General features: G+C 67.1%; 25 protein-coding genes and 1 pseudogene. 12 read left to right on the plus strand and 14 right to left on the minus strand.

Annotated elements, in window-relative coordinates:
* Nucleotides 1-22: 22 nt before the first annotated feature.
* Nucleotides 23-877 (plus strand): alpha/beta fold hydrolase, encoded by an 855-nt coding sequence (locus NATPE_RS04470; RefSeq protein ID WP_006179973.1) that lies wholly within the window; start codon nucleotides 23-25, stop codon nucleotides 875-877.
* 30 nt (nucleotides 878-907) lie between these two features.
* Nucleotides 908-1,429 (plus strand): Lrp/AsnC family transcriptional regulator, encoded by a 522-nt coding sequence (locus NATPE_RS04475; protein ID WP_006179972.1) that lies wholly within the window; start codon nucleotides 908-910, stop codon nucleotides 1,427-1,429.
* 115 nt (nucleotides 1,430-1,544) lie between these two features.
* Here the strand turns inward: NATPE_RS04475 and NATPE_RS04480 are convergent, their stop codons facing one another.
* From NATPE_RS04480 to NATPE_RS04495, 4 genes are all read right to left on the minus strand, one after another.
* Entirely contained in the window at nucleotides 1,545-2,000 is a 456-nt protein-coding gene (locus NATPE_RS04480) for a PaaI family thioesterase (RefSeq protein ID WP_006179971.1), read from the minus strand.
* Nucleotide 2,001: 1 nt separating this feature from the next.
* Complete coding sequence (locus NATPE_RS04485) at nucleotides 2,002-3,954, minus strand: 3-hydroxyacyl-CoA dehydrogenase/enoyl-CoA hydratase family protein (protein WP_015298770.1); 1,953 nt, start codon at nucleotides 3,952-3,954, stop codon at nucleotides 2,002-2,004.
* A gap of 309 nt (nucleotides 3,955-4,263) precedes the next feature.
* Complete coding sequence (locus tag NATPE_RS04490) at nucleotides 4,264-5,325, minus strand: phosphotransferase family protein (RefSeq protein WP_006179969.1); 1,062 nt, start codon at nucleotides 5,323-5,325, stop codon at nucleotides 4,264-4,266.
* Between the two features lie 274 nt (nucleotides 5,326-5,599).
* Entirely contained in the window at nucleotides 5,600-6,331 is a 732-nt protein-coding gene (locus NATPE_RS04495; protein ID WP_006179968.1) for an HAD family hydrolase, read from the minus strand.
* A 268-nt stretch (nucleotides 6,332-6,599) separates the two neighbouring features.
* Between NATPE_RS04495 and NATPE_RS04500 the strand changes: the two genes are divergently transcribed.
* The 3 genes and pseudogenes from NATPE_RS04500 (at nucleotide 6,600) to NATPE_RS04510 (ending at nucleotide 9,487) form a co-directional block, all read left to right on the plus strand.
* On the plus strand, nucleotides 6,600-7,379 hold the full coding sequence (locus tag NATPE_RS04500; protein WP_006179967.1) for an SDR family NAD(P)-dependent oxidoreductase: 780 nt from the start codon (nucleotides 6,600-6,602) through the stop codon (nucleotides 7,377-7,379).
* Nucleotides 7,380-7,669: 290 nt separating this feature from the next.
* Nucleotides 7,670-8,355, plus strand: a pseudogene (locus NATPE_RS04505) (ferritin-like domain-containing protein).
* A 130-nt stretch (nucleotides 8,356-8,485) separates the two neighbouring features.
* Entirely contained in the window at nucleotides 8,486-9,487 is a 1,002-nt protein-coding gene (locus NATPE_RS04510) for a TIGR04024 family LLM class F420-dependent oxidoreductase (RefSeq protein ID WP_006179965.1), read from the plus strand.
* A 55-nt stretch (nucleotides 9,488-9,542) separates the two neighbouring features.
* Here NATPE_RS04510 and NATPE_RS04515 read toward each other — a convergent pair whose 3' ends face one another.
* Entirely contained in the window at nucleotides 9,543-10,337 is a 795-nt protein-coding gene (locus NATPE_RS04515; RefSeq protein ID WP_006179964.1) for an alpha/beta fold hydrolase, read from the minus strand.
* Between the two features lie 120 nt (nucleotides 10,338-10,457).
* Between NATPE_RS04515 and NATPE_RS04520 the strand changes: the two genes are divergently transcribed.
* Together NATPE_RS04520 and NATPE_RS04525 are read left to right on the plus strand one after the other, a co-directional pair.
* Nucleotides 10,458-11,144: a helix-turn-helix domain-containing protein gene (locus NATPE_RS04520; protein ID WP_006179963.1), complete on the plus strand. Its 687-nt coding sequence runs from the start codon at nucleotides 10,458-10,460 to the stop codon at nucleotides 11,142-11,144.
* Nucleotides 11,145-11,352: 208 nt separating this feature from the next.
* Nucleotides 11,353-12,366, plus strand: a complete 1,014-nt coding sequence (locus NATPE_RS04525; RefSeq protein ID WP_006179962.1) for an AIR synthase family protein — start codon at nucleotides 11,353-11,355, stop codon at nucleotides 12,364-12,366.
* Here the strand turns inward: NATPE_RS04525 and NATPE_RS04530 are convergent.
* Nucleotides 12,330-13,499 carry an ion channel gene (locus NATPE_RS04530; RefSeq protein WP_006179961.1) on the minus strand — a complete coding sequence of 390 codons (1,170 nt, stop codon included), beginning with the start codon at nucleotides 13,497-13,499 and terminating at the stop codon, nucleotides 12,330-12,332. The two genes, NATPE_RS04525 and NATPE_RS04530, sit on opposite strands and share 37 nt — an antisense overlap.
* Nucleotides 13,500-13,640: 141 nt before the next feature.
* The gene (locus NATPE_RS04535) at nucleotides 13,641-14,414 is read right to left on the minus strand and encodes a phosphatase PAP2 family protein (RefSeq protein WP_006179960.1); all 774 of its coding nucleotides are present in this window, start codon (nucleotides 14,412-14,414) and stop codon (nucleotides 13,641-13,643) included.
* A gap of 238 nt (nucleotides 14,415-14,652) precedes the next feature.
* On the opposite strand from NATPE_RS04535, the gene NATPE_RS04540 reads away from it, so the two are divergent.
* A complete protein-coding gene (locus tag NATPE_RS04540; RefSeq protein ID WP_006179959.1) occupies nucleotides 14,653-15,366 on the plus strand; it encodes a helix-turn-helix domain-containing protein in 714 nt (237 codons plus the stop codon).
* Nucleotides 15,367-15,399: 33 nt separating this feature from the next.
* On the opposite strand, the gene NATPE_RS04545 is transcribed toward NATPE_RS04540, so the two are convergent.
* Both NATPE_RS04545 and NATPE_RS04550 read right to left on the minus strand, forming a co-directional pair.
* Complete coding sequence (locus NATPE_RS04545) at nucleotides 15,400-15,711, minus strand: HalOD1 output domain-containing protein (RefSeq protein ID WP_006179958.1); 312 nt, start codon at nucleotides 15,709-15,711, stop codon at nucleotides 15,400-15,402.
* A gap of 106 nt (nucleotides 15,712-15,817) precedes the next feature.
* Nucleotides 15,818-18,595, minus strand: a complete 2,778-nt coding sequence (locus NATPE_RS04550) for an AAA domain-containing protein (protein ID WP_015298771.1) — start codon at nucleotides 18,593-18,595, stop codon at nucleotides 15,818-15,820.
* A 187-nt stretch (nucleotides 18,596-18,782) separates the two neighbouring features.
* Between NATPE_RS04550 and NATPE_RS04555 the strand changes: the two genes are divergently transcribed.
* Nucleotides 18,783-19,355 (plus strand): SPW repeat domain-containing protein, encoded by a 573-nt coding sequence (locus NATPE_RS04555; protein WP_006179956.1) that lies wholly within the window; start codon nucleotides 18,783-18,785, stop codon nucleotides 19,353-19,355.
* Here NATPE_RS04555 and NATPE_RS04560 read toward each other — a convergent pair.
* A complete protein-coding gene (locus NATPE_RS04560; protein WP_006179955.1) occupies nucleotides 19,352-19,591 on the minus strand; it encodes a hypothetical protein in 240 nt (79 codons plus the stop codon). The two genes, NATPE_RS04555 and NATPE_RS04560, sit on opposite strands and share 4 nt — an antisense overlap.
* A gap of 148 nt (nucleotides 19,592-19,739) precedes the next feature.
* Here NATPE_RS04560 and NATPE_RS04565 point away from each other — a divergent pair, with 148 nt between their 5' ends.
* Nucleotides 19,740-20,291 carry a hypothetical protein gene (locus tag NATPE_RS04565; protein ID WP_006179953.1) on the plus strand — a complete coding sequence of 184 codons (552 nt, stop codon included), beginning with the start codon at nucleotides 19,740-19,742 and terminating at the stop codon, nucleotides 20,289-20,291.
* Nucleotides 20,292-20,321: 30 nt separating this feature from the next.
* Here NATPE_RS04565 and NATPE_RS04570 read toward each other — a convergent pair whose 3' ends face one another.
* Nucleotides 20,322-20,726 carry a PIN domain-containing protein gene (locus NATPE_RS04570; RefSeq protein WP_006179948.1) on the minus strand — a complete coding sequence of 135 codons (405 nt, stop codon included), beginning with the start codon at nucleotides 20,724-20,726 and terminating at the stop codon, nucleotides 20,322-20,324.
* Nucleotides 20,727-20,954, minus strand: coding sequence for a DUF7557 family protein (locus tag NATPE_RS04575; protein ID WP_006179947.1), 228 nt, complete (start codon nucleotides 20,952-20,954; stop codon nucleotides 20,727-20,729).
* Nucleotides 20,955-21,057: 103 nt separating this feature from the next.
* Between NATPE_RS04575 and NATPE_RS04580 the strand changes: the two genes are divergently transcribed.
* Both NATPE_RS04580 and NATPE_RS04585 read left to right on the plus strand, forming a co-directional pair.
* Nucleotides 21,058-21,456, plus strand: coding sequence for a nuclear transport factor 2 family protein (locus NATPE_RS04580; RefSeq protein WP_006179946.1), 399 nt, complete (start codon nucleotides 21,058-21,060; stop codon nucleotides 21,454-21,456).
* Nucleotides 21,453-21,668, plus strand: a complete 216-nt coding sequence (locus tag NATPE_RS04585) for a hypothetical protein (protein WP_006179945.1) — start codon at nucleotides 21,453-21,455, stop codon at nucleotides 21,666-21,668. Before NATPE_RS04580 ends, NATPE_RS04585 begins: the two co-directional genes overlap by 4 nt.
* Nucleotides 21,669-21,711: 43 nt before the next feature.
* Here the strand turns inward: NATPE_RS04585 and NATPE_RS04590 are convergent, their stop codons facing one another.
* Both NATPE_RS04590 and NATPE_RS04595 read right to left on the minus strand, forming a co-directional pair.
* Entirely contained in the window at nucleotides 21,712-22,668 is a 957-nt protein-coding gene (locus tag NATPE_RS04590; protein ID WP_006179944.1) for a zinc-dependent metalloprotease, read from the minus strand.
* Between the two features lie 98 nt (nucleotides 22,669-22,766).
* Nucleotides 22,767-23,063 carry a hypothetical protein gene (locus NATPE_RS04595; RefSeq protein WP_006179943.1) on the minus strand — a complete coding sequence of 99 codons (297 nt, stop codon included), beginning with the start codon at nucleotides 23,061-23,063 and terminating at the stop codon, nucleotides 22,767-22,769.
* Nucleotides 23,064-23,120 lie beyond the last annotated feature (57 nt).

Raw genomic sequence — 23,120 nt, forward strand, 5'->3', positions numbered from 1 at the left:
GGCGACCCCGGGTGATCGGTAGATGGTCGACCACGAGACTTGGTCCGACGAGCAGTCGGCCACGACGGTATCGGTCGACGGCCACGACCTCGAGATCGCCTACCACGAGGCCGGTCCCGCCGACGCCGACGAACCGCCGGTCGTCTTCGTCCACGGCATCCCGACCTGGTCGTATCTCTGGCGTGACGTCGTCCCGCCGGTCGCCGAGGACCGCCGGACGATCGCGCTCGATATGGCCGGCTACGGCAACTCCGCAATGGACGACGGCTTCGATCGCTCGATCCGCGCCCAGGAGGGCGTCCTCGAGGCCCTGCTCGACGATCTCGGTCTCGAGAAGATCGCGCTGGTCGCCCACGACATCGGCGGCGGCGTTGCGCTGCGTTTCGCCGCGCACAACCCCGGGATCGTCGATCAGCTCGTCCTCTCGAACGCCGTCTGCTATGACTCCTGGCCCGTTGAGTTCGTCTCGAATCTGGGCCTGCCCGCGACCGCCGACATCGACCGCGATGAACTCGAGGGCCGCCTCGACGCGGCGTTCGTCGAGGGAGCCTACGGCGAGTCCGACCCCGAGTTCGTCGACGGGATGAAAGCGCCGTGGCTGACCGACGAGGGCCACCTGTCGCTGGTCCGTAACGCCGTCGCGACGAACACGAACCACACGACCGAGATCGAGTACGGGGCGATCGACGCCGAGACGCTGTTGCTGTGGGGCGAAGACGACGTGATGCAGCCCTACAGCTACGCCGAGCGACTGGCCGATGACATCGACGACGCCGAACTCGCGCCGCTGTCGGCGGCCTACCACTGGGTCCCCGAGGACCGATCGGAGGCGTACGCCGAGCGGCTCCGCGAGTTCCTCGCGGGAGCGGAACCATAAAATCATGTCCGCAACGAAACTCACGGTAACATGAGCGGCGACCCACCGAACTGGGAGTTCAAGGACCGCGATATCGCGATCCTGAGCGAACTCTCGGCAGATCCGCAGTTGTCCTCGCGCGAACTGACACAGGTACTGGAATCGGAGTACGATATCGACGTCTCTCACGTCACCGTCAGCGAGTCGATCCGGCGGATGCGCGACGAGGGCGTCTTTCGCGAGGCGATCATCCCCAACGAGGAGTACTACATCTTTGCGCTGTTCGAATTCAAGTTCAATCCCGAACACTTCGACGAGTACTGGCGCGACGCGATGGAGTACATCAAGCAGGACAAACACACCCTGTTTTTCTTCCTCTCGGACGGGGAGTATCAGTGGAAGACGGTCATGATGTTCCGGGACAGACAGGAAGTGTCCCAGTGGATCCACGACTGCTACTCCGAACACGGCGCAGTCATCGCCAACATTCGTAACTCGGCGATCCACAACGTCCTCAAGTTCCAGACCGATCCGCGGATCTACGAGGAACTTGGCGAGGATCGTAGCGACTGAGATTCGCTTTCACAGCGACTGGTCCGTCGACACGCGGAAAATCGAACCCACGAGTGGTCTCGACGGCCGGCACCACGACGGCTCCGGGAGTCGGGACACGGCCGCTCGAGACGCGTTAGTCGCTGTCGATACCGTCCCGGAAGAGCCGATAGGTGGTGCGGCCGACGGCGGCCTCGCCGTCGTCGCCTGTCACCGTCACGTCCGTAACGCCGGTCGAACCACCGACCCGGAGGACCTCCGCCTCGGCGCGGAGGTCGCCGGTCGCCGGCCGCAGATACGAGACGTTGAGATCGGTCGTCGTCAGATGGGACTCGCTGGGGTTCTCGAACGTACTCCGCAACGCGAACGCGCTCGAGGTATCGATCAGCGTCGCGACGATGCCGCCGTGAACCGGATCCGGCCCCTCGGTACCGATGGGGTTCTCGAAGTCCTCGTTCTGCTCGATGACGAGGACCGCGCGCCCGTCCTCGAGGTAGTCGACCCCGATGTCGAGCCACGACAGGTAGCCGTGGCTCTGGACGAACGAGTCCCATTCGGGCCACGCAGACGGGTCGTCCGGTCCGTCGGTCATGTCACTTGCCCTCGAACTCGGGCTCGCGGTCCTCGGCGAACGCCGCGGTGCCCTCGAGGACGTCCTCGGTGCTGGAAAGCAGGCCAAAGCCCTGGCTCTCCATGGCGACGGCGGCCGCGATGCTTGCGTCCTCGCCCTCGTTCATGACTTTCTTGGCGATCTTGAGGGCGATCGGCGGGCCGCCGGCCAGGTCGTCGACGAACTCGGAGACGGTGTCGTCGAAGTCCTCGCGCTCGACCGAGCGGTTGATGAGGCCCCACTCCTCGGCGCGGTCGGCGTCGATGTGGTTGCCCCGGAAGACCAGTTCCTTCGCGCGGGTCTCGCCGAGGACGCGGGTGAGTCGCTGGGTACCGCCGCCGCCGGGGATCAGGCCGAGGTTGATCTCGGGCGCGCCGAACGAGGAGCGCTCGGTCGCGACCCGCAGGTCACAGGCCAGCGCGAGTTCGAGGCCGCCGCCGAGACAGAAGCCGTCGATCTTCGCCAGCACGGGCCGTTCGAAGTCGTTGACCGTCTCGAAGGCCGGCGTGACGTCCATCAGGTCGGTCGGATCGGCGTCGCTGAAGCCGGAGACGTCCGCACCGGCACAGAACGCCTGATCGCCCGCGCCCTCGATGGTCGCACAGCGGACCTCGTCGGTGTCGACGTTCGAGAACAGGTCGTCGATCTCGGCGAGCAGGTCGTCCGAGAGCGCGTTCATCCGCGAGGGACGGTCAAGTTCGACGGAGAGGACGCCGTCCTCGAGGTCGTAGTTCAGGTCGTGGTAGGGACCGAGGCTGTCGTCGTCGTAGGTGTAAAAGCCTGCGCCGGCTTCCTCGCCGGTCTTGCCCTCCGCGACGAGTTGCTCGAGGTACGGGTGGGGCTCGAAGCGGTCCTCGCCCGTCTCCTCGTAGAGGGTCTCGAGCTTCTCGAGGACCGTATCGAGGCCGATCTTGTCGGCGCGTCGGCAGATACCCTCGGGGAAGCCGAGCCCGAGCTGGACGCCGATGTCGACCTCCTCGGGGGTTGCGACGTCCTCACCGACGAGGAACGCGGCGCGGTTGATCATGCGGGCCTCGACGCGGAGCCAGTCGAAGTCGCCCGCGTCCTCGGGTTCGTAGTCGGCGCCGTCGCCGTCCTCGTAGTCGTAGAAGCCCTTGCCGGTCTTCTGGCCGAGGTCGCCGGCCTCGACTTTCTCCTCGGTGATCGGCGGGATCGGGCTGTCGCCTTCCTTGCGGACGTGGTAGCCGACGTCGATACCGGTGAGGTCGCCGAGTTCGAACGGCCCCATCGGGTAGCCCCGCTCGTGGACCATCGTCGCGTCGGCCTCCCGGATCGTCGCCTCGTCGTTCGAGACCATGAACGCGGGTTCGCCACCGAAGGGGCCGACGATCGTGTTGACGACGAAGCCGCGGACGTCCTTGCGGACGTAGATCGGCGTCTTGTCGATCGACTCGACCCACTCGTAGCCGGCTTCCGCCGCCTCGTCGCTGGTGTCCTCGCCGTAGATGACCTCGACGAGGTCCATCTTGACCGGCGGGTTGAAAAAGTGCAGGCCGAGGACGCGCTCCGAGGAGTCGACGGCCTCCGCGATGTCGGAGATCGGCAGGCTCGAGGTGTTGGTCGCCAGCAGCGTGTCACCGCTGGTGTACTCCTCGAGGTCGGTGAAGATGTCGTGTTTCAGGTCCAGATCCTCGGGTGCGGCCTCGATCACGAGGTCTGCGTCGGCGACCGCTTCTTCGAGATCCGTCGTCGTGTCGATCCGACCGAGGACCTCTTCGGCGGAGTCCTCGAGCATCTCCTTTTCCTCGAGTTTCTCGACGCTCCACTTGATCGACTCGTAGCCGTCCTCGATGAACTCGTCTTTGATGTCACGCATCGTGACATCGTAGCCGGCCATCGCGGTCACTTCGGTGATTCCGTGCCCCATGTTCCCCGCGCCTAGTACTGCCACGCGGTCGATGCTGTCCAGTGACATGGTCGTTCCATTGCCGGGAACCGTCTTAATACCACCGAACCGAATTAGCAATGTTAAGCCCGTTGTCGGCCGTTGCACATCACGTACGTCGATTCGCGTTCATCGCGACCGTCGGTAACGGCGGTCGGGGAGCGGCCGAGCGGACGGGTCGACCGGCCGACTCGCACGCGCCCGTTCTGCGGCGTCGACGTTTCTCGCGGACCGGCCGACCGACGTCGTGGTGGCGTGCCGGCAGTGTCCGATGGCTATCGCGACCGCTGAACGCGAACGCGTGTTCCGCCCGAAGAAACCCGGCCCGACGACGCGAGCCTACAGCGGTTCGTCGCCCTCGATGATCCGTTTGGCCCGCGCGGCCAGTGCCGGCACGCGGTCTTCCATCAACGGGTACATCGGGTCGTCGCTGTTGCCCTCGAGGTAGCGCCGGAAGAACATCTCGCCGAGCCCGGCGAGTTTGTACACCGCGAGCGCGCGGTAGAACCGCTCGTGTTCGAACTCGTAGCCGGTTCGGGCTTCCCAGCGGTCGACCAGTTCGCGGCGGGTCGGATACCCCTCCCGTTCCATGAACCGGGTGACCAGTTCCGGGAGTTCCGGATCGGGATCCTTCGCGTCGCGCCAGTACGACAGCATCCAGCCGAGGTCGGCTCGGGGATCGCCCAGCGTGGCCATCTCCCAGTCGAAGACGCCGATCAGCTCCGGCGGCGTCCCCGGCCCGAACATCACGTTGTCGAGCTTGTAGTCGCCGTGGACGAGCGTGTGTGGGTGTTCGTCGGGCACGTTGTCGCGGAGCCAGTCGCCGACCTCGTGGAGGTCGGGAACCTCGCGTTCGTCCTCCGTGACCTCGAACGCCCACGAGAGCTGTTTGCCCCAGCGGTCGACCTGCCGTTGTGTGTACCCCCCGGGGCGGCCGAACTCGCCGAGGCCGAGCGCCTCGTAGTCGAGGTCGTGGATCGTCGCCAGCGTATCGACGAGTTCCTCGCCGACGCGCTCGCGGTGATCGGGGTCGGCGAACCGCTCCGGCTCTGCCTCCCGGAGGACGTCGCCCTCGAGTTGCTCCATCACGTAGAAGTCGCTGCCGATGACGTCGTGGTCCTCACAGGCAAGCACCGGCGTCGGCACCGGGACGTCGGTGTCGGCGACCGCGTTTGTCACGCGGTATTCGCGAATGACGTCGTGGGCCGTATCGGCGGTCTCGCCCGGCGGCGGCCGGCGGATGACCAGTTCCCGGTCGCCCCAGGTGACGAACAGCGTCTCGTTGGAGTGGCCCTCCTGATGGCGGGCGATGTCGTACTCGTCGACCTCGCCGAGGTGGTCCCCCAGATACGCGACCAGCGCGCCCTCGTCGACGAGGCGTTCGTAGTAGTTCTCGCTCATGGGAACCGGTGGGTGCTATGGCCGTCGTCGCGGGCCGATACGGTGTCGTTCGTGGCGGTTCGCTTTGTAGTGGGCATTGTCGTGTGCTACTATATCTCCCCCTTTACGAAAATAGTTACGCCACGAACTCTCTTTTACAATGTTTGCGGGTTGGAAGTTACCATGCAACATGCCGACTCGCGGACGACGCGGTGACAACCGAGTCCGAACCGGGCGGGGCGACCGTCGGGAACGTCCTGCCCGAAGTTCCGAATCGATACGCCGCTCGAGAACGCTACCCGTCTCGTGTCCCGTCGACGATCTCGAGGATTTCCTCGGGCGATTCGATCCGATAGGAGACCGCGGGGCCGGCCTCGGCACCGAAGGCGACGCCGTGCAGGCCGCTCTCGTCGGCCCCTTTCACGTCGTGATCGTAGCGGTCGCCGATCATCAGCGACCGCTCGGGGGCGACGCCGGCTTTCTCGATGGCCGTCTCGAACATGGCCGGGTCGGGTTTGGTGTAGCCGACCTCCTCGGAGGTTGTGATCGAATCGAAGTGTTCGCGGACGCCGAACCGCTCGAGCATCCGTTTCCCCTCGGCGTCGTCGACGTCGCTGACGACGCCGACGTGGAGGTCCCGGTCAGCCAGCCGTTCGATCGCCTCGACGGCTCCCGGCACCGGCTCGATCGACGCCGCGACGATCTCCTCGAACAGGGGTTCCCACTCCTCGCGGGGGACCTCCTCACCGACGATGGCCGCCACGGCACGGTGATACCCATCGCGTGCGGACCGAAACTCCGTGCCGTCGCGTTCGCGGAAGTAGTCGCCCACGGTCGTCCGCCACGTCTCGACGGCCTCGTCGACGGTTGTCTCGAGGTCGTAGCGGTCACAGAGCTGCGCGACGAACTCGGCGTGGGCGCCCTGTACTGACTCGAGCCCGAGGATGACGCCACCAATGTCCCAGAAGACGGCCTCCCACTCGGGGTCCGTTCGGGCGGCCGCGCCATCGGCTCCATCACTGCTCATCGGCGCGCCCCCTGGCCGTCGATCGGTTCGCTCTCGTCCGTCTCCGTACTCGTCTGGTCGAATCCGCCGCTCGCTCGCGTGGTTCCTCTCATAGCTTGGGTCCCGGCGACGGTCGATGACCGATCGCCGTCGAATGAGTATGTGTGCAGGCGATTCGCATTCACTTAACGGTACGGTATTCATACCCATCTTTATTAACAGTTACTGCAAATAGCCAATCGGAGCTAACAATGGAAACCAACACGCACGCAGTCGCCGGTGATCGCGTATGAGTACCGAACAGTTCAGCGTCGATGGCGACGTCGCCATTATTACGGGCTCCTCGAGCGGGATCGGGAAGTCGATCGCGGAGCGGTTCGCCGCGGACGGCGTCGACGTAGTCGTCTGCTCGCGCGAACAGGACAACGTCGATCCGGTCGCCGAGGGGATCAACGAGAGCGACAGTCCCGGGCAGGCGCTGGCCGTCGAGTGCGACGTAACCGACCGCGAGGCCGTCGAGGCACTCGTCGAGGCCACCGTCGAGGAGTTCGGCGGACTCGACGTACTGGTCAACAACGCTGGGGCCTCGTTCATGGCCGACTTCGACGACATCTCCCCGAACGGCTGGGAGACGATCGTCGACATCAACATCAACGGCACCTATCACTGCACCCACGCCGCCGCGGAGCATCTCAAGGACGGCGGCGGCGGTGCGGTGATCAACCTCGCCAGCGTCGCGGGCCAGCGCGGTTCACCGCTGATGAGCCCCTACGGCGCGGCCAAGGCCGCGGTCATCAACCTGACGACGACGCTGTCCTACGAGTGGGCCGACGACGACGTCCGGGTCAACTGCATCGCGCCCGGCTTCGTCGCCACGCCCGGCGTCGAGAGCCAGATGGGCGTCTCCGCGGACGATATCGACCGGACGGACGTCGCACGGCGGATCGGCACCGTCGAGGAGATCGCCGATCTCACCCAGTTCCTCGCCAGTCCGGCCTCGTCGTACATCGTCGGTGAGACGATCACGGCCCAGGGCGTCCCACAGATCGAAGAAGACCACGACGTGTAGCCGGCACGCGCTCGCGCCGGCGCTCGGTCCGTTCGATCGCTGGTCGCTCGGGAGACGACCACCGAACGCGGGGTCTTCACCCGCAGACGGACACGAGTTTTCGACGACACGTCTCGGAAAACGAGCGGTTTCTTCGGTCCGAGACGGACCGGTTCGTGTACCCCCTCCATTATACGGGTAGGGTGACCGAAGCAAGAAAGTCGACTGTCGGAACTCCACGTTAGACGCGGAAACGATTACTCGCTATTTAGCGGCGTCTCGAGAGTGGGTCGACCGGGTACTACCCACCAATGACGGACAATTCGGATCGGTTCGACCTCGGTCGTCGACCCGTCCTCGGCGGACTCGCAGGCGTATTGGCTACCGGTGCTGCCGGCAGTGTGGCTGCGGGCGGCGACGACCATCACGAATCGAACGACGCGATGAGAGACGAACCCGTCGACGAACCGCCCGAGGCGGTGCCGGACGAGTTCGAAAACGACATCGCGATCCTGAACTACGCGCTCACGCTCGAGTACCTCGAGCGGTGTTTTACACCCGCGGCATCCGGAACATCGACGAGGCCGCCCTCGAACAGCTGGGGCCGGAAGAGGTGCCGGTCCTCAATCGGCTCCGTGTCGTTCGGGATCACGAGATCACGCACGCGGAGACCCTAGCTGAGACGATCGAAGCGCTCGGCGGCGATCCCGTTCCGAGTCCGGAGTTCGACTTCGGAACGGCCGTACAGGACCCCGCCGAGTTCGTCGCCACCGCCGCCGCGCTCGAGGACATCGGCGTCTCGGCCTACGCGGGTGCCGCGCCGTCGATCGAGAACGCGGCACTGATTCCGCCGGCACTGAGTATCCACAGCGTCGAGGCGCGACACGCCTCGTACCTGCGGGAGCTGAGCGGCGAGATCGGGTTCCCGATGGCCTTCGATCAACCCCGGTCTCGCTCGGAGGTCCTTGAGTTGGCCAGTGGGTTCATCGTCGAATAGCGCGCGAACGCGACGCTTTCGGCCCGGTGTTATCGGTCCGGGGACGACCGCGTCGGCGACCCGTAAACGGCCGTCCCCACGCCGCCGGTTCCCATACACCCAAAAGGGACGGTTTCGTCTGTGGACAACGATGACAGACAGAGATGTCCACCTTCCGGTCGCTGCACAGCCGACGATCGACTCGATCGTCGACTACGCACGGACCGCCGAGGACGGCGGCTACGACTGCGCGTGGCTCCCCGAGACGTGGGGTCGGGACGGCGTGACCGTCCTCTCGGCGATGGCCGAACGCACCGAGGAGATCGATATCGGCTCGAGCATCCTCAACACCTACTCGCGATCGCCGGCCCTGCTTGGCCAGACGGCGGCGACGCTGCAGGAACTCTCCGAGGGCCGGTTCCGGCTCGGGCTCGGTCCGAGTGGCCCCGTCGTGATCGAGAACTGGCACGGCGTCGAGTTCGGCAACCCGCTCAAGCGCACCCGCGAGACGGTCGAGATCGTCCGGCAGGTTCTCTCCGGCGAGACGGTCGACTACGACGGCGACGAGTTCGACCTCTCGGGGTTCCGACTCCGGTGTGAGCCGCCGGAAACCTCGCCCCCGATCGAGGTGACGGGGATGGGACCGAAGGCCGTCGAACTCGCGGGCCGGTTCGCCGACGGCTGGCACGGCATCATGCTCACTCCCGACGGGATGGAAGAACGCATCGCGGATATCGAACGCGGGGCCGATCTGGGCGACCGCGACCGCGACGACGTCCAGGTCACCGCCGGCGTCACCGCCTGTGCGCTCGAGGACCCCGACGAGGCCCGCGCGCTCGCCCGCCAGCACATCGGCTTCTACGTCGGCGGCATGGGTACCTTCTACCGCGACGCCCTCGAGCGACAGGGCTACGACGAGGCCACCGAGATCTACGATTCGTGGCAGGACGGCGACCGCGAACACGCCCTCGAGCTGGTCGACGAGAACATCCTCGACGACCTCTGTGCGGCCGGCAGCCCCGAGACCGCCCGCGAGCAACTCGAGCGCTACGAGGATGTCGACGGGCTCGACGCCATCGCGGTCAGCTTCCCGCGCGGGGCCGACGAGGACCAGGTCCGCGAGACGATGAAAGCGGTCGCGCCCGAGAACTGACCCGGTTCCGAAACGGGGTTTCGGCTCCCCTCGGAGCTGCGTCGGCTGCGAACTGCTATCGCGTCCGCAGGAAGGAGTCGATTTCTGCAGCGATTACGTCCGGGGCCTCGGCGGGGCCACTGTGGCTCACACCGTCGAACTCGACGAGGCGGCTGTGTGGGAGCGCATCGTGGGTCGCGCGAGCGCTCTCTCGGAGAAACCCGGGGCCGTCGGTGCCGGTCAAGACGAGTACGGGGGCGGCAACGGCCAGACTGCTCGGAAGGCGGTATCGCTCGACGGCGCGGTTCATCCGGACGACCTCCTCGGCGAGGTCCGTACACGCCGGCCAGACCGGCCACTCCGCGAGCCACGCGTCGAGGTCGTCGATCCCGTCGGGGTGGAGGACCTGTTCGACGTACCGCTTTACCGCCTCACGTCGTTTCCCCGCGTCGATGAGCGTCTGCATCCGGTCCGCGAGGTCGGCGTCCGCGCGGTAGTCGTCGGGAAGGATCGCCGGTTCATACGCGACGACTGCCGCGACCGCCGCTTTCGTCGCGGTTTCGATCGCGGTGAGCGCGCCGTAGGAGTGACCGAAGAGGATCGGCTCCTCCTCGAGTGCGTCGACGAGCGTTCGGACGTATTCGACCTCTCGGGCCAGTACCTCGTCGGCGCTGGTCTCGGCCCGATCGTCGAGACACGTCCCGAACCCCGGGCGTTGCGGGACGATCGCGGCGTATCCGTCCAGGTGTGGAACGACCGGCTGCCAGTATTCCGTCGGGGCCATTCCGCCGTGAAGGAGGATCAGCGGCGGGCCGTCACCGTGGCGCTCGTACGTTACCTCGATGCCAGCGTCGGACTGTGTCGTCTGCATGCGACACTGCGTTCGAGGCGGACCGAGCTAAGCGGTTCTCTCAGTGATGGGGGCTTTTAAATAGAGGGGGATACGACCACTTTTCGACACGTCCATTTGCACGGCGGGAAACGACGCGGTATGGGTCTCGTCGCAGCGTTCGACATCCACTGCGATGCGCTTCCGCTCGTCGGGGTTGCGAGAGCAGCGCCCGAGGCGAAGATCGTTCTCAGGCTGCAGTTCAACCACGGCGAGCGGCCGCTGTTTATCGTCACTGTGACGGGCGGTTCACGGACGGCGGTCGAGGCGGCCTTGACCGACGCCGAGGACGTCGACGAGTGGGCAGCGATCGGAACGGCCGGCTCCACGCGACGATACCAGGCGACGCCGGCGCTCAGTCTGGCGGAACAACTCGGCGATCACATCGACGACCTCGCCGGACTCGAGGCGCTTGCTACCGCCGAAGCAACCATCGAACGGATCGAAGTGACCGCCGACGGGTGGCGCCAGTCGGGGTGGTTCGCCACCCGAGCGGCGTTCGACGAGTTCTCGTCGTTCTGGCAACGAAACGCGGGGTTTCGATTGCGCCGTCTCACTCACGACGGGGCGCCAGAGCCGCCCGGCGACGGCCTCTCCGATCGCCAACGTGAGGCACTCAGAACGGCCTACGAGCTGGGCTATTTCGACGTCCCTCGCCGGACGTCCTTGGATGCGATCGGGACGGAATTAGGGATCTCGGCGTCGTCGGTATCGGAGCGGCTTCGCCGCGCGCAAACGCATCTCATCGAGGAGACGGTCGCGACGACGTGGCCGCCGCTTCCCGAGTAGCGGACGGCTGAATCGCTCCCCGCTGCTCGAGGCGCTGCCCGGCAGAGCGACGGGACTTCCGTTCTGGTAGCATCGCCATCGGTACACACCGGTCTCCGTGGTCGAAACTGACACTGCCGAGAACCGGATCGCGCCGGCCTCCCGTCGATCCCGCTCGAACGGTGGGCGCTCCGACAGCTACAAACCGTGCATCCACCCAGTTCCTGCTATGCCCGGCAAGGTGAGTCCGGACGACTTGCTCGCGCACGTCTTCGAGCGGACGGAGACGGCCGACGAGACGGTGCTACAGGGCCCCGCTGACGGCGAGGACGCCGCCGCGATCGACTGGCCCGACGGCGAGGGAACGCTCGTGGTCAGCTCCGACCCGATCTCGCTGGCGGCCTCGGCGGTCGGCACGCTCGGCGTCTACGTCGCCTCGAACGACGTGGCCGTCTCCGGCGCGGACCCGCGCTGGCTGACCGCCGTCGTCTTGCTCCCGAGCGACGCCGAGACCGAGGGCGGTGCCGACGGCTCCCTCCTCGAGGAAATCGCCGACGACCTCCACGCCGCCGCCGGCGAGATCGGCGCGTCGATCGTCGGTGGCCACTCGGAGTACGTCGACCAGCTCGAGCGGCCGCTGCTCTCGCTGACGGCGATGGGAGCGACGGATCGGTTCGTCCCGACCGGCGGGGCCGAACCCGGTGACGCGGTGATCCTGACCAAGGCGGCGGGGCTCGAGGGGTCGGCCGTCCTCGCGGCCGACTTCGGCGACGACCTCGGGATCGACGCCGAGACGCGCGAGCGCGCCGAGTCGTTCCTCGACGAGATCAGCGTCGCCCCTGAGGCCCGGCTCGTCCGCACGGACGCGACGGCGATGCACGATCCCACTGAGGGCGGGGTTGCGGCCGGTCTGCTCGAGGTGGCCCGCGCGTCCGGCGTTCGCCTCGAGGTCGACCGCGATGGCGTCCCGGTCCGCGAGGCGACGGCGCGGCTGTGTGATGCCGCCGGGGTCGATCCGCTGCGGATCTTCGGCTCCGGCGCGCTGGTTGCGACCGTTCCCGGCGACGCCGTCGATGGCCGTCTCGAGGCACTTTCGGACGCGGGGATCGAGGCCGCGAAAATCGGGACGGTACGGGAATGCGAGGGGGACGAGCCGGCACTCGTTCTCGACGGTGAATCGATCGTCGAGCCGATCGAGGACGATCTCTACCCGCTCTGGGAGCGGGCCGACGGCGCGGACTGACCCCCGGTCCCACCGCCGCCCGACAGCGCGCCCAGTGTCGCCTCGATCACCAGGGTTTCGGGATCGACGACGGCGTCCGCACCGGCCCACTCGAGCGATTCGACCGTCCGGCCGTCGGCGAGCGCGACGATTCTCGCGTCCGTCATCGACCGGGCGGCCGCCACCAGCCGCGCCCCGTCTCGGTTCCCGGCTCCGATGAGGACCGCGTCACAGGTGTCGAGAGCGGCACGCTCGAGCGTCCGCTCCGCAGTCGGGTCGCCGTCGACCGACTCGACACCGTCAGGTAGCACCGCGGTCGACTCCTCGTCGGTCACGACCGTGATCGATGCCCGTCCGGCGAGCGCCGCGATCACGGGCCGAACCGTCTCGCCGGCCCCGACGACGACGACCCGCGACTCGTCGTGGATCCGGCCACTGGGTTCGTCACCGACCGTTCGGTCCTCCTGCCCCGTCGCGCGTCGGCCGGCCCGCGCGAGACGCGCCTCGACCGCGGGACCGAGCAGACTGCCGGCCGTGGCCGCGAGCGTCGCCGGACCGAGGACGACCAGCGAGACGGCGAACAGCCGCGCCGCCTCGGTTCTCGCGTGGACATCGCCGTAGCCGACCGTACTCGCCGTCACGACGGTGAAATACACCGCGTCGACGACGCCCTCGACCCCGTCGAACCCGCTTCGGAGCGCGTACGCACCGGCCGTTCCGTAGCAGCAGACGCCGACGATTGCAAGCAGCGCGCCGACCTGGGTCGCGTTGAGGTGGCTCGCACGCGTGAACCGTCGGCTCGCCGTTACGAGAACGACGAGTCCGCCGATCGAGAGGAGGACGAGCGGGAGAGAGAGCGCCCGGAACTGGGCGACGCCGTGTGCCCCGGAGAGAAAGACGAGGCCCACGGCAACGAGATACGCCACCCGGTAGCCACGGCGCATTCCCCAGACGGTGACGAGCAACGCGAAGCCGATGACGGTCCCGCTAAACTCCGCCGCAGTCTGGAGATCGGCGAGCGAGCCGCCACCCTCGAGGGCCGGCCGGGTGAGAATCGCACCGATCCCGGTTGCGATCGACATGAGTGCGATGACGGTGACGATCACGATCGCGACGCGGCCGCCGGGCCGATGCGGATGAAACGCCTCGAGCATACTGCTCCTACGCCCGCACCGGCGGTAAATCCCCGTCGGTCCCGGTACACCGGAGACGTGGGCGCGTTCGTGACCGACGTCGGTGACTGCCTGCCGACAGTACGAACCGTCCCGCGGACGCCGATCCCGAACGGGATCGATTTACGACCGCGTCGACTCGAGCGGGCCGATCTCGAGTTGCCCCACGGCGGCCGGTACGAGAAAGATGCCGGCGACCAGGATCGCGTACAGGACGACCAACAGCGGTTCGACCGTCGTGACGATGGACTCGAGTCCCCGAACGAGCGCGACGAACCCGACGCCGACGACGAGGACGACGGCCGCCTCGAGTCGGGAGCGCAGCGCCGGCAGGACGGACAGTCGCCGCGATCCCAGCAGCCCGCCGATCGCGCCCCCGAGACCGAGCAGGGCGTCTTCCCGTCCGCCGGCGATGACGAACGCGGGCACCGAGAGGGCGAGCGCGATCGCGAATCCGATCGTTGGATCGCCGCGCGTGACCCGGTCCATGGCAGCGACGAAGGCGACCCCGAGCGCCGCGCCGACGATCACGTCTCCCAGATAGTGGACCCCCAGAACGACCCGCGAGAGCGAGACGAGGGCGACGAGCGCCGCGGCGGCCGCCAGCGCCCGCGGGTCACCCGCCCGGTCGTACGCAGAGACGAGGCCGCCGTAGACGACCGCCGCAGCGAAGGCGTGCCCGCTCGGAAAGCCGTAGCCCTCGCGCTCGCCCTCGAGGGGGATCGGCATGACGTCGGCCGGCGGTCTGGGGAGGGCAAACAGCGCCTTGAGCGAGAGCAACAGCGCCAATCCGGCCACCGCGTAGCTGATCACGAGCGCGCTGCGGCGGCGGTCGACACACCAGAACAGCACGGCGAGCAAAACCATGAGCGCGGTCGTCCCGCCGAGTTCGGTCACGAAGACGACCAGGTCCGCGTACTCGACCGGGACGACGCCCCGGACCGCCTCGCTCTGGGCCTCGAGTCACATCTCGGCCGGCACGTGACGCGTCGGCTACCTAAACGTTCGTTTCGGCGGACGCGTCTCGCGGGTCCCGTACTGACGATCGCGTCGGACCGTTTCCACCGATCGGGACGGTCGCTCCCGCCGGAATCACTTTGATAATAGGTGCCATTTGGCCGGACAGTGGCCCAGTATGAACGATACACGAAACCGCGACCGAACGCCACGGGTGCGGGAGATCGAGTTCGAGATCACTGCGCCCGCGTATCCGTTCATCCGGGCGTCGGCCGAACTCGAGTGTCGGGTCGAACTGGCGGAGATGGTCCCCCGCGGGAACGGCCGCTACGCCGAGTTCTTCACGGTTGCTGGGGTCGAACCGACCCGGATCACGGATCTCGCTTCCGACCACGAGAGCGCCGACGTTCGGTCCCTCCGCGAACGCGAAAACGGTGCGTTGCTCGAGTTCCTCGTCGCCGAGGACTGCCCCGCGGTGGAACTCGCCGAACTGGGGGCGCTGCCGCGGACGGTTCGAGGCAGCGACGGGGACGGCCGGATCGTCGCCGAAGTACCGCCGCGGGACGACGCCGGCGGAATTACGGACGCGTTCCTCGAGCGCGTGCCGGAAGCGACGTTCGTCGCGAAGCGGGAGACCGACGCGCTCACGACGCCGTTCAGCCGGACCGCGTTCCGGCAGGAACTGCGCGCCCGACTCACCGACCGCCAGCGGGAAGTCCTCGAGGCCGCGTTCGAAGCCGGCTACTACGACTGGCCCCGCGAGTGTTCGGGCGAGGACGTCGCGGCCGAACTCGGCATCGCGTCGCCGACGTTCTCCCAACACATCCACGCCGCCGAGCGCAAACTCCTCGCGATGGCCTTCGAGGACAGGGCCGACGACGAGGCCAACTGACCGCCAGGACGCGGTCGATCGCCGGCCGTTCGATCAGTCGGACGGAGCGACGACGATCCGTCCGTCTCCATAGACCGCGACCACACAGCCCTCGTAGGAGAGCGAGAGTCGCTCCGGCCGCGCTCGCGGCCGTCGATCGAAGAGCCGGTCGACGGCGGTCGTCTCGACCGCCTCGTACAGTGGCTGCATGGTCGTCGGGTCAGTGCCTCTGACGGCTGCAACCGCCCGAACGATCGAGGACGATGGCGTGTCCGCATCGTCCCAGTCGTACCGTGCGGTATACGTCTCGTCGTCGCGCTCGAACGCCGGGCAGTCGCCCGCCGCGGCGGTGTCTCGCTGAGTCATCTGAATCACCGGGCTGCCGCGTTCATACCGACGCAGGCGAGGTGGTTAGTAGCGATACCTATAGCTCATGGGCAACATATCAGCCTACTGACTCTCGGTGGGCCCGTTACTGCCGCGCCCACTCGAGCATGCGCTCGTAGACCGGATCGCTCGCGAGCGCCGACGAGTCGCCGACCAACACCAGCGCCCGCTTGGGCCGTGTCAGCGCGACGTTGATCCGCCGGTAGTCCTCGAATATCGGTCCCTCGAGCGAACCGGTCGCGGTGAACGAGACGATGATGACTTCCTGGCTCGAGCCCTGGAAGCGGTCGACGGTGTCGACGGTGACGTCGTCGGGGACCGTACTCGAGATCTCCGAGACCTGCGCTCGGAACGGAGCGATGACGCCGATGTCGGATCGCTCGAGACCGGCCGCTTCGTAGCGCTCGATCAGGTCGGCGATTCGTTCGGCCTCCTCGCTGTCGGTGTACTGGCTCCGGTCGCCCTCGACGTCGACGAACGAGACGGGATCGGACAGGGTCTCGGGCAGGGCGTCCCGGGAGACGCCCTCGAGGTCGTCCAGCGTTCGTCCGGCGACCTCGGGCGTCGCCGGTCGTAGCTGTCCGTCGTAGAACTCGGTGGAGGCGAAGACCTGAATGCGCTGGTTCATCCGGTACTGGCGATCGAGCATGACGCCGGCGTCGGGATAGCGCTCGACCAGCCGCTCGAACAGCGACTCGGTGAGGTCGTTCTCGGCGCGCACGACGGGCGGCAGCTGCTCGTGGTCGCCGACCAGCACGAACCGCTCGGCGAGGTTGATCGCCGCGCAGGTCCCGGGCTCGGTCAGCTGGGCGGCCTCGTCGACCAGCGCGGCGTCGAAGGCTTGTTCTTTCATGATCCGCGATCCGCAGGTCGCCGTCGTCGCCGCCACTACCTGCGCGTCCTCGAGTTCGGCGACCCGGTCGGCGGGCTCGCCCGCCCGCTCGAGCCGGTAGGGCTCCATCTCGTCGCTGACCCCGCTCTCCGAGCCGACGCGGACGACATCGACGGCTTCGCCGTCTCCACTCCGTTGCGTCTCCGACGCAACGCTGTCCTCGTCGATGACGTCCTCGAGTTGCTCGAGCAGGGCCTCCAGAGCGTTGTCGACGGCGCGGTTCGTAAAGGCCGACAGCAGGACCCGCTCGCCGCGTTCGACCATCGCGCGGATGGCTCGAGCGATGGTGTAGGTCTTCCCGGTCCCCGGCGGGCCGTGGATCAGCGCGCAGTCCTCAGCACCGACGGCTTTCCGAACGGCCTCGTTCTGGCGCTCGTTGTTGTCGATGAAGGCCTCGTCGATCTCCTCAAATTCGGGCTCTGCGCGGCCGAACAGGACGTCTTTGCGCCGCTCGTCGCCTTTCAGGAGCGCGTCGTGCATCGCGACGAGCAACCGGTCGGTCGTCAGCTCGGAGGGGTAGACGTCGAGCCGGGTGACCGCGACCGGCTCGTCCGCCGTGATCACGACCTCGTCGTCGAGTCGCTCGATCCGCGCCAGCTCCGAGTCGCCTCGAACCGGGTCCCCGTCGCTGGCCAGCACCAGGTCGCCCTCGCGGAGCTTCGAGTTCGCGCCGCCGGTCCGGCGCGCCCGCAGTTCCCAGCGCCCGCCCTCGAGCGGCCGTTTTGCGACGAACTCGAGGTCGATCAGCGCGCGGTCATCGTCGGCCCGTTCCTCCGCGGTCTGTTCCCAGAGCTTGGCGTACTCGCGGTGAACCTCCCGGCGCTCCTCCTCGATCGCCCGGTAAAACCGGTCGAAGTACTCGCGCTCCTCGGCCGGCAGCGCCTGCCCGATCTGGCCGGCCTTCGACTCCTGATCCAGCCGGCCGGAGACGACCATGCAGGTGTCCTGTTCGAAGCAGTACTCGCATTTCGCGTCGGCCTCGTAGCCGGTCGGAATCTCTCCGCTCGTCTCTTTTGCGGCGATCTCGTTGCGGAGCCGGACGACGTACTTCAGCAAGCCGTCGCCCATCGTGAACTCCTTTGCGGGGGTCAGGTCGCCGGTCTCCTCGTTGCGATCGAGCGCCGAGTTCTTCGTATAGAGGAGCGTCCCGATATCGACGTCGCCGCCGTGTTCCTCGAGCAGGAGTGCGTAACAGGCGGCCTGCACCTTGTCCTTGAACCGCGGTTCCTTCTTGAGGTTCTTGCCGGTCTTGAGTTCGACCGGTGCGCCCCGGCGGACGGCGTCGGCCCGGCCGCGAATGCCGAACGTTTCGCTGATGAGCAACTGCTCGGAGCGCCAACTGTCTTCCTCGGTGAGCCGGCCCTGCTCGAGCCAGCCCTCGATCGCTTTGGCGTTCTCCCGGATCTCCTCTTTGACCGCGTCGGGCGTCTCGCCTAACAGCCCCAACTGGAGGCCTCGCTCCTCGACGCGGGCGTCGATCGACTCCTCGAGGTCCCGCCCGCGAAGCAGGTCGCCGAAGACCTCGTGGACGAGCGTCCCTTTCACGACGGGATAGTTCAGCGGCACTCCGGAGAGCTTGTTCAGGTAGTAGAGCCGGGGACACTCCACCCAGTTGCGGATCGAGGTGACGCTGACGAGAAAGGATGGTTCGACGACGACGTAGGACTCGCCCGTCGTCTTGTACTGGGTCTCGCCCTGATACTCCTCTTCTTTCGCGTTCGTCACGACCAGTTCCATCCCCGGCTCGAGCAACTCGGCCGACTCGGTCCACTTGTTCCAGAGCGTCACCGTCGTTTCGCGGCCGTCCGCGACGGCCGCCGTGCCGCCGTCGCTGCGCGTCGGCGTAGCGTCGCCGGCGGGCTCGTCGTCGGTTGCGAGCCGGACCGGGACCTCCGCGAGATCGCTTTCGCCGTAGCTCGTCGACACCGTTCGCACGTCGACCTCGCCGGCGACGGTTCCGCGTACGTACACAGCTATCGTCACGAGCGAGCGATCAAAAACGCTATCGGTCCCGGCGGCGACCGGCTCGTCTCCCCGCTCGCGGGACACGATGCCCACGATAACATTCACTTACCGGCGTTCCCGGGCTCCGTTCCCGGCCGGCCGCGAGTGGAACGGACGGGCCGTTTTTGCGATCAGGCCCCGAACGTCCGTTACTATGAGTGACCCGAACGGCGACGACCGTCGGCGGGGTGACGGGCCCGGGGCCGGCGACGAGCCGCCGACCGACGACGGCCCGATCAACCGACCGGAATCGGCGTCGGCCGACATCGACTCGGGGACCGGCGTCGGCGACGGGGAGCGGCCCGGCGGCCACGATCCGCGAGACGAGTCGACACAGGTCGCCAGCGAGGAACGACGGCGCAAGACGTCGGTCGTCAGTCTGCTGGTCGCCGTCCTCGGCGCGTGGGTCGCGCTTTCGGTGCTGGTTTTCCAGAGCGGTGGCGCTCCCGCGTCCAACGACGTCCTCGTCGGACTCGCGGTCGCGCTGGCCGCCGGCTACAACTACTATCGCGTGACGAACGACATCCCGCTCAGTCCCGCGATCGCCTCGCTGGTCGCGCTCCTCGGGATCTGGTTGATCGTCTCGGCAGCCCTGCTCGGGATGACCGGCGGGCTGTTCTGGAGTACGCTCGTGACCGGGCTCCTGATCGCCGGGCTCGCGGGGTACAACGCCTACGAGGCCCGCGAGGCCCGAACGGTTGCGACCGACTCCGGCACGGGGATCTAGGGCTCGGCCTCGAGCCGGCGGAGCCGGTGTTCGGCGGCGTGATGGCCCATCGCGACGACCGAAAAGGCGACCATGACGACGGCGAACCCGACCGAGACGATCGGCGAGACGCCGTTGACGTACCCGTTCCAGAGCTGGCCCAGCGCCAGCGCCAGCGGGGCGATCGTCAGCAGCGAACTCTTGGCAGGTGCAGCGCGGAACAGATCGACGAGCGACGGTGAGCGACGAGTGGACATAGGGAAAGCGTCGGTTACCGTCCCTGTCGGCGGAGTCAGTGTATTCCTTTCGGTTCCGGAACGGTCCGTTTCGGGGCGTAACAGTCCGTTCTCGGCGTCTTTCGGTGGAACCGATACGTTCATTCTGCCGGCGATCCAACCCTCGCCTATGCGGATACGCGAGTGGCAAGACGTACTCGAGGACGTCACGGAGCGCGACGTCGATCCGGAGGACTGGCGCGCAGTCGCCGGCGACCGCGCCGGCGGCGTCGGTGAAGACATGTACCTCGCGCATCCTCGGGCCGGCGTCTTCTTCCTGAAAACGTACGCGAAAAACCCCTTCGAGGTACGGGGGGTCGGCACCCGCGTCGCCCGGAACATAGACGACGAGATCGGGTCGTTCATGCCCGAGCGGGACTCGGGCGGCCGCTTTGCGGTCCAGTCACCGCCCGAGGACGAGGCACAGGCCGAGACGGTCGGCAAGCGCCTCGAGACGGTGCTGGAAACCCACGCGGACGCGCCGACCCGGCCCCAGGACCTGTTCGACGACGTGATGGACGCGCTCGAGAGTCCCGCGTTCGGACCGATGGAGTACGACCAGTACGACCGGCCCGACGACCTTGCGGCCCTCGCCGACCGCTTCGAGGAAGCCGACGAACTACTCGATGCCGAACTCGAGGACCTGATCGAGACCGACGAGGTCGATCGGGGCTTCATGTAGCGGTCGGGACCGCGGCCGAGGCGTTCGCGTTCAGTACGGATCGTATTCCGCGACGGAGAGAACCGACTGTACCTCGTCGTCCCAGAAGTGTTTCTCGGCGGTCGCGAACGTCGCTCCGTGTTCGCGAGCGACCGCCGCGATGAGCGCGTCCGGGTGGTCCGCCGGGACGCCTCGATCCAACAGTTCGCTCTGCAACGATGCGGCCTCGTCGGCCGTCCGTGCGGTTACGTCAAGTACGTCCATCGACGACGTGACGGCCCGTCGGATCGCGTCCGGGGTGCCGTCGATGTAGCCGTGTACGGCGCCCATGTACGCCTCGTAGAGGACTATCGCCGGCACTCCCCACGCCTCCTGTTCGTACCGTTGCAGGAAGCGACGAGCGTCGTCGGTTCCGTCGAGATAATCGCTGAGAAGGTTGTTATCAAGTACGAGCATCTACTTCGACTCCTCGATGCGGTCCCTCGTTCCCGCCCGCAACTCCTCTCGCATCCGCTCCAGTCCCGCCCGCGTTTCCGTGTCCGTTTCCGAAAGGACGCCGAACCCGGCCCACTTGTCGCCTTCGGTGAGTCGTATAATCACGTCCTCGTAGCTTTCGTCCTCACGTTTATGGAGATCCAGTCGGTCTTTCGCTTCGTCCGAAACCCGGATCGACGTGTCTCCCATGTATGGGAATATGTATGCGTATGCAAAACGCTTTCCCTCGTTCGAGACCGCTTCCGAATCTGCGTCCGATGGCTCTTTGAAAACGGCCGCCGAGGATACAGCCATGTCAGCGACCGCGAGCCCCGAGACCGTCGTCCGCGGCTACTACGACGCGCTCCGGAACGGCGACCCCCTCGAGCTGTACTTCCGCGCCGACGACTCGACGGTGAAGTTCGGGATCAGCGAATCGCTATTCGGCGGCGGGGCCATCGCCGCGGCCCTCGCGGAACAGACCGCAACGACCGCCGACTGGACGATCGAGAGCCGGGGGCTCGTCGTCGATCAGCGCGAGACGTTCGCGACCTACGCCGACGAGGTGACGATGGTCTGGACCGACACGGAGGACAGCGACCGACGCCGGTTCGACAGTCGCTGGAGCGGGACGCTGGTTCCGACAGACGACTCGAGCGCGCCCGACTGGCGGTTCGCGCTCATGCACGTCAGTGCCCCGCACGAGCTATGAGCGGGCGGGGTCGCGGCTCACCGCGCTCGAGCGGCGTCTCGGACGCGGCCACCCAGCTCAAGGTCGCTTTCGTGTTGCTGGTCGGCCTGTCGGGTGGGCTGGTCGCGTTTCAGGGCGAGGCGTCGCCGCTCGTGATCGGCGCGGCGATCCTCGGCGGCATCGTCGCCGGGAGCGTGTTGCTCTGGTACCTGATCTGGATCACGACTGGCTGAACGTCCGGGCGACCACCACGCGAGGGAAAACGGGAGATTCGGGTCAGCGGTCGACGCGTCGGAGCCACGTCCCCGGCGCGTCGAGTTCGTCGTGGCTCGGCAGGTACTCCGGCCCCTCCCAGACGAGACTTGCCGTCTTGAGGTCCCGGACCGCGACGACGTGTTCGAAGAAGTCCTTGCCGCGTTCGTACTGGCGCTCTTTCAGTCCCAGGCCGAGCAGCCGTCGGAAGAGCTTCTGGATCGGTCCTCGGCCCTGCCGGCGCTCGTCGAGTTTTCGCCGCAGGTCCTCGTACTCGTCGTCGAAGGCGTGGTCCATCAGGAGTTCGGCGTACCCCTCGACGACGGTCATCGCGGCGTCGAGATCGCGGAACGCCTCGCGGTCGAACGATCCCTCCGAGAGGTTGGCGATCCCGTCTTCCATGCGGGTCTCGAGGTGGTCCGAGAGCCACGGCGCGGCCCCGAACTCGGCGGCGTGGGTTACCTCGTGGAAGGCGATCCAGCGGCGGAATCGATCGGCGTCGACGTCGAGTTGGTCGGCCGCGTTGAGGATGTTCGGCCGGACGAAATACAGCGCGTGGTCGTCGGTCGGGGCGTCGGCGAGCAACAGCGGATCGTACTGACCGAGGACGTTCCGCCCGAGAAAGGAGAGCATGACCGTCATCGTCCCCGTGTTGATCGTCCGCGCGATCCCGGGGAAGGTACCGGTGTGGGTCTCGAGGGCACCCATGACCCGTTCGAAGGTGGCGACGTTGGCGTCGATCCAGTGGTGGCGGTTCTGGATCTCGATCGTCTCGGGGACGTCGAATTCGGCCCCGGAGACGGCGCGGACGGCCGCTCTGGCATCGCGAACGTCGCGGGCGTAGGCCCCGCGTTCGCCGGCCTCGAGCGCGAGCGAGCCGGGGTCGGTCGCGGCCTTGGCGGCCTCCGCGGCGGATCGCCAGTCGATCGCGTCGTCACCGGATGCCCCGGCAACTGCCCGGGCGCTACGATAGAGATTCACGACCCCAAATAGGGGAAGGACCCGCAAAAGCGTTCGGCTCAGTGGGCCGATTCACCGCCGGTCGGTCCGACGCCGGCCGCCGATCAGTCAGGTGGCGATCAGTTGACGATGACGTCGGGCTCCTCGTCGGCCTCGAGGTCGGACTCCTCGTCGTCGCCGCGGAACTTCTTGGCGGCCGCGGCGATACCGGCCAGGACGACCAGTGCGACCAGCGCGCCGATGGCACTTTTGCCGCTCCCACTGGACTCCTCGTCGCTTTCGTCGGATTCAGTCTCGAGGTCGGCTTCGGACGTCGATTCCGCGGATCCGATCGGCAGCGCCTCGCCGACCGAGCCGAGGCCGATCTGGGGGGTGTCGATGTGCAACTCTACGAGGGTGAACTTTTTATCTCCCATGAGCGGACGGTCCACGAGTACACACTTAGCCGTTTGGTTAGGTATGGGATAGCAGCG

Source organism: Natrinema pellirubrum DSM 15624, from assembly GCF_000230735.2.
GTDB classification, from domain to species: Archaea; Halobacteriota; Halobacteria; order Halobacteriales; family Natrialbaceae; genus Natrinema; species Natrinema pellirubrum.

Bases quoted from the DNA above. Each gene is read 5' to 3' on its own strand.
- NATPE_RS04470 (WP_006179973.1), top strand. From the start codon at position 23: ATGGTCGACCACGAGACTTGGTCCGACGAGCAGTCGGCCACGACGGTA.
- NATPE_RS04475 (WP_006179972.1), top strand. From the start codon at position 908: ATGAGCGGCGACCCACCGAACTGGGAGTTCAAGGACCGCGATATCGCG.
- NATPE_RS04480 (WP_006179971.1), bottom strand. From the start codon at position 2,000: ATGACCGACGGACCGGACGACCCGTCTGCGTGGCCCGAATGGGACTCG.
- NATPE_RS04485 (WP_015298770.1), bottom strand. From the start codon at position 3,954: ATGTCACTGGACAGCATCGACCGCGTGGCAGTACTAGGCGCGGGGAAC.
- NATPE_RS04490 (WP_006179969.1), bottom strand. From the start codon at position 5,325: ATGAGCGAGAACTACTACGAACGCCTCGTCGACGAGGGCGCGCTGGTC.
- NATPE_RS04495 (WP_006179968.1), bottom strand. From the start codon at position 6,331: ATGAGCAGTGATGGAGCCGATGGCGCGGCCGCCCGAACGGACCCCGAG.
- NATPE_RS04500 (WP_006179967.1), top strand. From the start codon at position 6,600: ATGAGTACCGAACAGTTCAGCGTCGATGGCGACGTCGCCATTATTACG.
- NATPE_RS04510 (WP_006179965.1), top strand. From the start codon at position 8,486: ATGACAGACAGAGATGTCCACCTTCCGGTCGCTGCACAGCCGACGATC.
- NATPE_RS04515 (WP_006179964.1), bottom strand. From the start codon at position 10,337: ATGCAGACGACACAGTCCGACGCTGGCATCGAGGTAACGTACGAGCGC.
- NATPE_RS04520 (WP_006179963.1), top strand. From the start codon at position 10,458: ATGGGTCTCGTCGCAGCGTTCGACATCCACTGCGATGCGCTTCCGCTC.
- NATPE_RS04525 (WP_006179962.1), top strand. From the start codon at position 11,353: ATGCCCGGCAAGGTGAGTCCGGACGACTTGCTCGCGCACGTCTTCGAG.
- NATPE_RS04530 (WP_006179961.1), bottom strand. From the start codon at position 13,499: ATGCTCGAGGCGTTTCATCCGCATCGGCCCGGCGGCCGCGTCGCGATC.
- NATPE_RS04540 (WP_006179959.1), top strand. From the start codon at position 14,653: ATGAACGATACACGAAACCGCGACCGAACGCCACGGGTGCGGGAGATC.
- NATPE_RS04545 (WP_006179958.1), bottom strand. From the start codon at position 15,711: ATGACTCAGCGAGACACCGCCGCGGCGGGCGACTGCCCGGCGTTCGAG.
- NATPE_RS04555 (WP_006179956.1), top strand. From the start codon at position 18,783: ATGAGTGACCCGAACGGCGACGACCGTCGGCGGGGTGACGGGCCCGGG.
- NATPE_RS04560 (WP_006179955.1), bottom strand. From the start codon at position 19,591: ATGTCCACTCGTCGCTCACCGTCGCTCGTCGATCTGTTCCGCGCTGCA.
- NATPE_RS04565 (WP_006179953.1), top strand. From the start codon at position 19,740: ATGCGGATACGCGAGTGGCAAGACGTACTCGAGGACGTCACGGAGCGC.
- NATPE_RS04570 (WP_006179948.1), bottom strand. From the start codon at position 20,726: ATGCTCGTACTTGATAACAACCTTCTCAGCGATTATCTCGACGGAACC.
- NATPE_RS04575 (WP_006179947.1), bottom strand. From the start codon at position 20,954: ATGGGAGACACGTCGATCCGGGTTTCGGACGAAGCGAAAGACCGACTG.
- NATPE_RS04580 (WP_006179946.1), top strand. From the start codon at position 21,058: ATGTCAGCGACCGCGAGCCCCGAGACCGTCGTCCGCGGCTACTACGAC.
- NATPE_RS04585 (WP_006179945.1), top strand. From the start codon at position 21,453: ATGAGCGGGCGGGGTCGCGGCTCACCGCGCTCGAGCGGCGTCTCGGAC.
- NATPE_RS04595 (WP_006179943.1), bottom strand. From the start codon at position 23,063: ATGGGAGATAAAAAGTTCACCCTCGTAGAGTTGCACATCGACACCCCC.